At 38.1% G+C, this 7,011-nt stretch carries 8 protein-coding genes and 1 pseudogene; all 9 read left to right on the forward strand.

Annotated features, from left to right (window positions below; translation table 11 throughout):
• Positions 1 to 138: pseudogene (locus ACFINW_RS09170) on the forward strand (MFS transporter); the annotation flags it as partial.
• A gap of 214 nt (positions 139 to 352) precedes the next feature.
• Positions 353 to 1,027 carry a hypothetical protein gene (locus tag ACFINW_RS09175; protein ID WP_375621763.1) on the forward strand — a complete coding sequence of 225 codons (675 nt, stop codon included), beginning with the start codon at positions 353 to 355 and terminating at the stop codon, positions 1,025 to 1,027.
• Between the two features lie 10 nt (positions 1,028 to 1,037).
• The gene (locus ACFINW_RS09180) at positions 1,038 to 2,276 is read left to right on the forward strand and encodes a DUF2087 domain-containing protein (RefSeq protein ID WP_375621762.1); all 1,239 of its coding nucleotides are present in this window, start codon (positions 1,038 to 1,040) and stop codon (positions 2,274 to 2,276) included.
• A gap of 193 nt (positions 2,277 to 2,469) precedes the next feature.
• Positions 2,470 to 3,705 (forward strand): aminotransferase class I/II-fold pyridoxal phosphate-dependent enzyme, encoded by a 1,236-nt coding sequence (locus ACFINW_RS09185; protein ID WP_375674220.1) that lies wholly within the window; start codon positions 2,470 to 2,472, stop codon positions 3,703 to 3,705.
• A gap of 263 nt (positions 3,706 to 3,968) precedes the next feature.
• Entirely contained in the window at positions 3,969 to 4,934 is a 966-nt protein-coding gene (locus ACFINW_RS09190; RefSeq protein WP_375667556.1) for a RimK family alpha-L-glutamate ligase, read from the forward strand.
• Positions 4,921 to 6,075, forward strand: a complete 1,155-nt coding sequence (locus ACFINW_RS09195) for an MFS transporter (protein WP_375674221.1) — start codon at positions 4,921 to 4,923, stop codon at positions 6,073 to 6,075. The genes ACFINW_RS09190 and ACFINW_RS09195 overlap by 14 nt, the downstream gene beginning before the upstream one ends.
• 9 nt (positions 6,076 to 6,084) lie before the next feature.
• Positions 6,085 to 6,207 (forward strand): hypothetical protein, encoded by a 123-nt coding sequence (locus ACFINW_RS09200; RefSeq protein WP_375612581.1) that lies wholly within the window; start codon positions 6,085 to 6,087, stop codon positions 6,205 to 6,207.
• Between the two features lie 156 nt (positions 6,208 to 6,363).
• Positions 6,364 to 6,702 (forward strand): hypothetical protein, encoded by a 339-nt coding sequence (locus ACFINW_RS09205; protein ID WP_375621759.1) that lies wholly within the window; start codon positions 6,364 to 6,366, stop codon positions 6,700 to 6,702.
• On the forward strand, positions 6,681 to 6,782 hold the full coding sequence (locus tag ACFINW_RS09210) for a DUF2087 domain-containing protein (RefSeq protein WP_375674222.1): 102 nt from the start codon (positions 6,681 to 6,683) through the stop codon (positions 6,780 to 6,782). Before ACFINW_RS09205 ends, ACFINW_RS09210 begins: the two co-directional genes overlap by 22 nt.
• The last annotated feature ends 229 nt before the right edge of the window (positions 6,783 to 7,011 follow it).

Consider the following 7,011-nt stretch of genomic DNA (forward strand, 5'->3'; position numbering starts at 1 on the left):
GGAGCCGGTTTTGTAAAAGTGCATCACACCCAAAGCACACTGTTTATCATTGGCATCGCCACAATGATCACAGGCATCTTAGGTTTTATCTTGAACAGTGCCGTACAAAAAAAACAGAGAGAATTTGATAATGGTTAGTGGACGAGGCGTTTTTCTCAAGCAAACCATACACCACAAAAGGACATGACAATCACCACCCAATCAAATTTCAATAAAATCCCTATCAAATCGTTGTATCCCATGCAACCCCATACCAACCCAATAGGACTTTGATAAACCACTCTTTAATGTAGAGCAACTAACAACCCTCCCCAAAGCTTGATATTTTAAAGTAAAAAAAAACGATAACATCATGCAACAAGACCCTATAGGCTTAAACTTTTACAATGGAACAGGCGGCTATGTGTGGCAACTGGCAGACTATATGCGACATGATTGTCATGAGAGCTCCCACACACTTGAATTGCAAAAACCAACGCCGCCCATAGCCATCAATTCTTTCGCTGTCTACCCAAGTGAACTCAATCCTTTATCACGCGTTCAATGGGCAAAAGATGTACAAATAATAAAAAACAAACCAGCACTCATTGGCAAACGGCAAATACAACCCATCACCATTGTTTCTACAAAAGGAGCGGCATTTGGCGGATTCGACTTTCCCACATTTGAAGCACTTCGTGAAGGCTGCCTTGTCCAATCACTGAGGGAAATACAATTCAATGGTACTCTTCTTGCCTCTGGAAGTCTTTTGATATCACTTTTACGACACGGTCTCATCGAAACAGATCAAAAAGCATTTTCAGAAAATGATGCAACCGCTCTTTTACGAGAGCCAACATGTATTATCATAGATTCTTCTCTTGGCAGTCTTGCCATTAATCAACTCAATGGGCGTACAATCCGGCTTCATGAAAAAACAAAACATCTCTTGAAGCAAGCCACCACACCAATACGTATTCAATATCCGCTAGAGGATTCAATAAAGTTTTTTATAAAAGCAGGAATGCTACGATTGGTAAAATTATAAGGATAAAAAGATGCAGCTGATAAGACCTGGCATGGGAACAGAAAATAGTGCACAGCTCATTTATGCGCTTATTCAAATGGCAAGACCGCGCACAGTCATTGAAATCGGTGCTGGTGATAGTACGCGCTTGATTGCTAAAGCACTGCAAAAAGCAAAACAAGCATGGCAACAAGATAAAAAACTTTTAGAATCTTCCACCTGGGAAGAGCGCACAGCTTTGCTTGATCCTTCAGGAATCCTTGAGAATTACGAACCTCGGCTTATCACCATTGATGATTTTACAGTCGAAGGTCAATCAGCCGAAGAAGCATGGCAAGAACTGCTTCAAGGCGGTATTGAAAAAGATACTGTAACATTTATCCATGAGAATTTTTTCTCTCTTGATGATGAAACGCTCAAATCTTGGGGACCAATAGATTTTGCTTGGCTTGATGCTGGTACTCCCGCAGATGATGTGCGATTTGTTATAACCCTTTGGGAACACATCACCGCGGGTGGTTATCTTTGTCTACATGAACCAACCATAACAACAACAATTGCTCTCAATGGCGAACAGCGGGTTCGACGCGTCAGAACTCCTTTGTGGGAAGAAATTCTCTACCGGCTTGATGGCTCCTATGAAGCTTTAACACTCCCCGAAAACCACAAATATCGCCAAAGTGGTCTGGGGATTATTCGCAAACGCACCCCAGCCGAACAAATTGTACGCGCACAATCGCTCCAAGCAGAACTCATAGAAATCAATGAAATTCCCATTCGCAATGATCTTTTGCCCATGGGGAAAGAAACCCTTCACAAACGCAGCACACGCAATTCACTGATCTCTGCCATGACCTCACCGACACTGCGTACTGTTTATGCCGCCATTATCCTTGGTGCAAAAAATCTTACTGATATCCTCAAACATGTCGATTCAGATGCCAAAAACATTCACAAATCCATCAATCGCCTTTTGAATCTCGGACTTATTCACAACACAACAGAAGGATTTCAAGCCGAAGAGACAGTGTGGAAAATGCTAGAAAATAAACATGAGCGGAATAGGGAAAATTTAAGCGACCGCCATTTAGAAACAGAAGAGATGCTATCAAAAATTGGTGAAGCCTTTCAGAAGGAAAAAATCTATAGCGAAACGGAAGTTTCCAAGATATGCAACCTCTTTACGATAGACTTTGCCCGATTACGACGCACTCTTGTTGAGAGAGGTTTTTTACAACGCCATGGAGGCAAATATCAACGCATGCGCTAAAAGAGAATTGAAAAATGATTAGCGAACTCTATCGTTTTTCTTCTCTATTTCAAGAGAATGAATAACCTTCCACTAAAAAAATATAATTTCATTAAAAGGTTACAAAATCATTCATCCCATTCATATGTTGACAATCTATGGAGATGAGATTAGCGTGCTCTCTTCGCAAGAGATGCAATGGGGAAGAACAAGAATGCGGGATGCCAATTGGTTATCAAATAGGATTAGAAATAGTCAAAATCATCAGGAGAAGATATGGAATCAAGGTCTCAATGACCTTACGATTGTTGCACGAACATCAGGGCGCGGTATTGTTGCTAAATCAGGAAAGACTTATATTGATTTTATGTCATGTTCGTATCTAGGGCTAGAACGTCATCCAGCGTTAAGTGATGCTGTAAAGTCTTCCGTAGAGAGATTTGGTGTGCAATATGCAGCTGCGCGAACGCGTGCGAAATGTATATTATTTGATGAGCTTGAGTTAAAGCTAAACACCATTTTTCTTGATTCCCACTCTGTCATATTTAATTCCGTAGGTGCAACCCATCTTGCAGTTATGCCCATATTAGGTTCAGGAGAACTTCCAGGATATCCTATAACAGCAAATGGTGTTGTATGGATTATCGATAAAGAAACGCACGCATCAGTGCAAATTTTACGTGGTATACTTGAACAATTTGGAAATTATATAAGAATCCCATTTAAAGATATTGCAACACTAGAGAAAAAACTACAGGAAAGTGAATTACAAAATAGAACGCCTGTTTTGATATCTGACTCTCTCGGTTCTATGGGAGGAGCAAATGACGTTAAAAAATTAACCAAATTAGCAAAACTCTACGGTGGATATTATTATGCGGATGATGCACATGGCACCTCAATCATAGGAAAAAACGGCTGTGGTTATACACTTCATTTATTAGAAAAATACGAAGAGAATCTTATTTTAATTTCTTCTTTGTCAAAAGCATTTGGCTCTCATGGTGGTTCAGCATCATTTAGCAACAAAGAAGCTGCATCGTTTATTAAGAAATATGCGCTTAATTATATTTTTAGTGGCCCACCTTCTCTCCCAGGAATAGCAGCTTGCCTTGCTTCTGCAGATATTCATCTTTCACAAGAAATTAACCAACTTCAACGTGAACTGCATAAAAATATTTCTTATTTTGATCAAAGAGTCTCCAACATTGAGGTACAGGAACCGCTAAGTCCCATTAGATCTATCTTTATGGGTGCTGAAGACAAAGCGATAAGTGCCTCATATAATTTAAGAAAGCGCGGTTTTTTGGTTACAGCGGCAATGTATCCAACAGTGGCTAAAAAGAAAAGCATTATTCGCGTAGCGATATCAGCAGCACACACTAAACATGACCTCGAAACATTTGCAGCAAATATGAATGAATTGACAGAGCTTTCCTCTGCTTACTGAGATCATAACAGCTTATAAAAATGCGTCCGCAATATTACAATTAAAGCCTATGGCTTTGAAACCAACACATAGAAAAGATTTCTTCTAAATCATGCAAACGCAACTAAAACCACAAGACCGTTTTAATCAGCTCATGGCTAAAATAATAAAGAAACGCACTCAACACCAATATCAATCGTTAGCGGCTTTATACATTCTCAAAGTCGATGAAATAATTAAAATATTTTCTCTCCATCAAATATCGTCATGAAAAGGATTTAGCAATGGAACTTTATTGGATTGTTGCGCAAGAAGAATATGCCAACGCACAAGATATAGAATATTCCTATTCAGAATATACAGAAGAATTTAATAAAAGAGGCATCAAATTCCAGTTTTTAAAATTAGAAGACTGCCTTATCAAAGCAAATCATGCAGATGAATTTATTTTTTTATATCAAGGTATTCCACTGAATCCAGATCATTCTGCATATATTTTATCCAAAGCAGATCTAAACCCACAAGCAAGAGCCATCAGTCTCACATTAAGAAATTATTTTAGGATAAGTGGTACACACCTTCTTAACGAATGCATTTATGGCATAGAAAATCTTGAGTGGGATAAGATTGCACAAATGGCATTAGCACGTAAGCTAGGAGCTCCAGTGCTTCCATTCACGATGTGTGGCTATCATAAACAAACAGTACCTACAATCACATCTTTTGTTTCATCAGAATATAAATCTTTCATTTTCAAACCCGTTAGCTCAGGAATGGGATTTGGTGTCATTAAATCAGATGGATTACAACATGCAATGAGTATAGGAAATCTGATTTCAACTTCTTCTTCTGAATATTTTTTAATGCCTTTTGTAAAGGATGCACAGGATGTAAGATTTTTCTTCATATCAGGAAAACTCTGTTTTGTGAAATTTCGCACACCTCAAGGAGACGGTTATATTGGAAATGTTGCACGCGGCGGCAAAAATACGATTCTTACTGAAGCAGCTTTTATAACCGCATATGGCAAGAAAAAATTCTATCCTGAAATGCTCGGTATTTCTAAAAACATCGTAGAAAAAACAAAAAACAATATTCTTGCAGTGGACTGGCTGGTGAATCAAGAAGGATACTATTTCAACGAAATGTGCACAGCAGAAACAGGGCTGACAAAACTTCCTCAAGAGATACAACAAAATGTATTTGATCATTTAACGACACTTCTATGGAAATTCCATGGGCAAAAATAAAATAACTTTTTTCATCTATAGCACAGTTTTTCTTTCTGAATTTTCCTTTTTCTTTGTACTCCCTCTGCTTGGAAACTCTTCTCTCATAACTGCTGCCAATGTCGCTTTTTATCTCGCTGGATCAGTAATCCTTGAAAGCATTCTCATGGTAACCACAACGGGTTTATTAGAAAGATTTTCGCGTAAACTCTTAATGGCTACCGCCTTTATTTTAAGGAGTAGCGCTTTTGTGTGCATTATCCTATCGCTCACACCTTCTGCATGGTTGATCTTTTTTACCTTAATGGCTTTTTCGAAAGCAATTTCAAAGCCATTTTTGAGAGAAATTTTATCAGAACATCTGAATAAAAATGCTCTTAAGCGCGCATTAACTCTCTATTCTTTTTTTCAAAATGCTGCTGTCGTTATCGCCCCTCTTGTTGCAACAAGTGCCATAAAATACAACGCATCGACCTTCTTAATGGTTTTTTTTGCACTCATTGGTTTGTATCTTTGTGTTCTATCCATTCAAATTGTTTATCATTACCCGCATAAAACATTATCTCTTGAAAAGAATAAAAAAACAAAAAAAGCTCTTCTTTCTTCTTTAAAAACAATAATACATAATCGTTCTATTGCTTATTTGCTGGTCACGGCTTTGCTTTGTGCATACCTCATGGGAATTTTCATCACCACCACAACACTTCTCAGTAAATTTGACAGCAATCTCGCCCCTTATAGTGGAATTTTCTTTTCAATTGTTGGCATCAGTATTTGTATCTGGCAAGGAATAATCAATAAACATCTCAGCCTTTCTGATAAATCAACTTTTTATCTGCTCTGCTTTATGGGAAGTTTCTCCTCATTTTTCCTCATAGGTGGGGTCTTTACCGCTGTGACTGCGTTAATTGCCTACAGTGTCTATGAATCTATCATGATTCCAGAAATATACTATCAAGCAGGGAAAACAACCCCATCCCTCTCTGCCAGTGTTCTTTTCAGTTATATTCTTGTTATTTCAAATATTGGCCAAGCCGCCGGCTCATGGACAAGTGGATGGATTATCAGCCATTTCAACAATCATATCGCTTTCACCTTTTGCATGATTGTTGGTGCCTCCGCCTTTGCTTCTTGCCTTTGCCTCATGCAAACGAAAAAATAAGCAGCTTCCATGTCACATATAGTTTTTGCAACCGGTGGCACAACAAGAGCACTCAAAACACTTCGCCATAAATGGCTCAATTATGATTTTGTAACACACTCTGCGGCAAAAAAGCTCAAAACGGTCTTTTAAGATTGCTCTGTAAACGCCGTTGCAAATTGTCTCATAGCTTAAAGGATTATGGGGTAGACAAGCGTAAGGTAGCTACATTCTGCACGAATAATATTCTATTGATATCCATGTGCAATACAGCCAAATCATTTTTCTTATAATTCGCTCATTTCTGCCATGACCTCACCGACACTACGCGCTGTCTATACTGTTATTATACTTGGTGCTAAAATTCTTTCTGATATCCTCAAACTTGTCAATTCAGAGACCAAAAACATTCACAAATCTATTAATCGCCTTTTAAACCTTGGTCTTATTCAAAACACAACAGAGGGATTTCAAGCAATCGATAAATTATGGCAAGCGCTAGAAGATAAAAATGTACGAAATATGGAAATTTTTAGCGATCACCATTTAGAAACAGAAGATATACTTACAAAAATTGCAGAAGCATTTCAAATAGGAAAAACTATCGCGAAACGGAAACATCAAAAATATGTAGCCTTTTTACTTTAGATTTTGCGAGATTAAGACGAACCTTGGTGGAAAATGGATTTTTAAGACGATATGCAAGCAAATATCAGCGCATACGTTGAAAGAAAAAATTCAAGCATTTGAGTTTTTCTTGTGCAGCGTTTTGTTTTCTGTAAAGAGAGTTTAGGCCAGCTATGCGCCCCCCTTAGTATTTAGTGGTATAGATAGTTTGGAGTTCAAGGAATTGTTTGCAGTTTTTTGTTACAAAAAGTTAGCAGATTGTTTTGAGGATGACGATATACAGGCTACACATAGGACAAAGGGAGAGATGACATAAGAACCAAGAGAATC

This window comes from Bartonella sp. AA18HLJMS, assembly GCF_042197245.1.
GTDB lineage: Bacteria > Pseudomonadota > Alphaproteobacteria > Rhizobiales > Rhizobiaceae > Bartonella.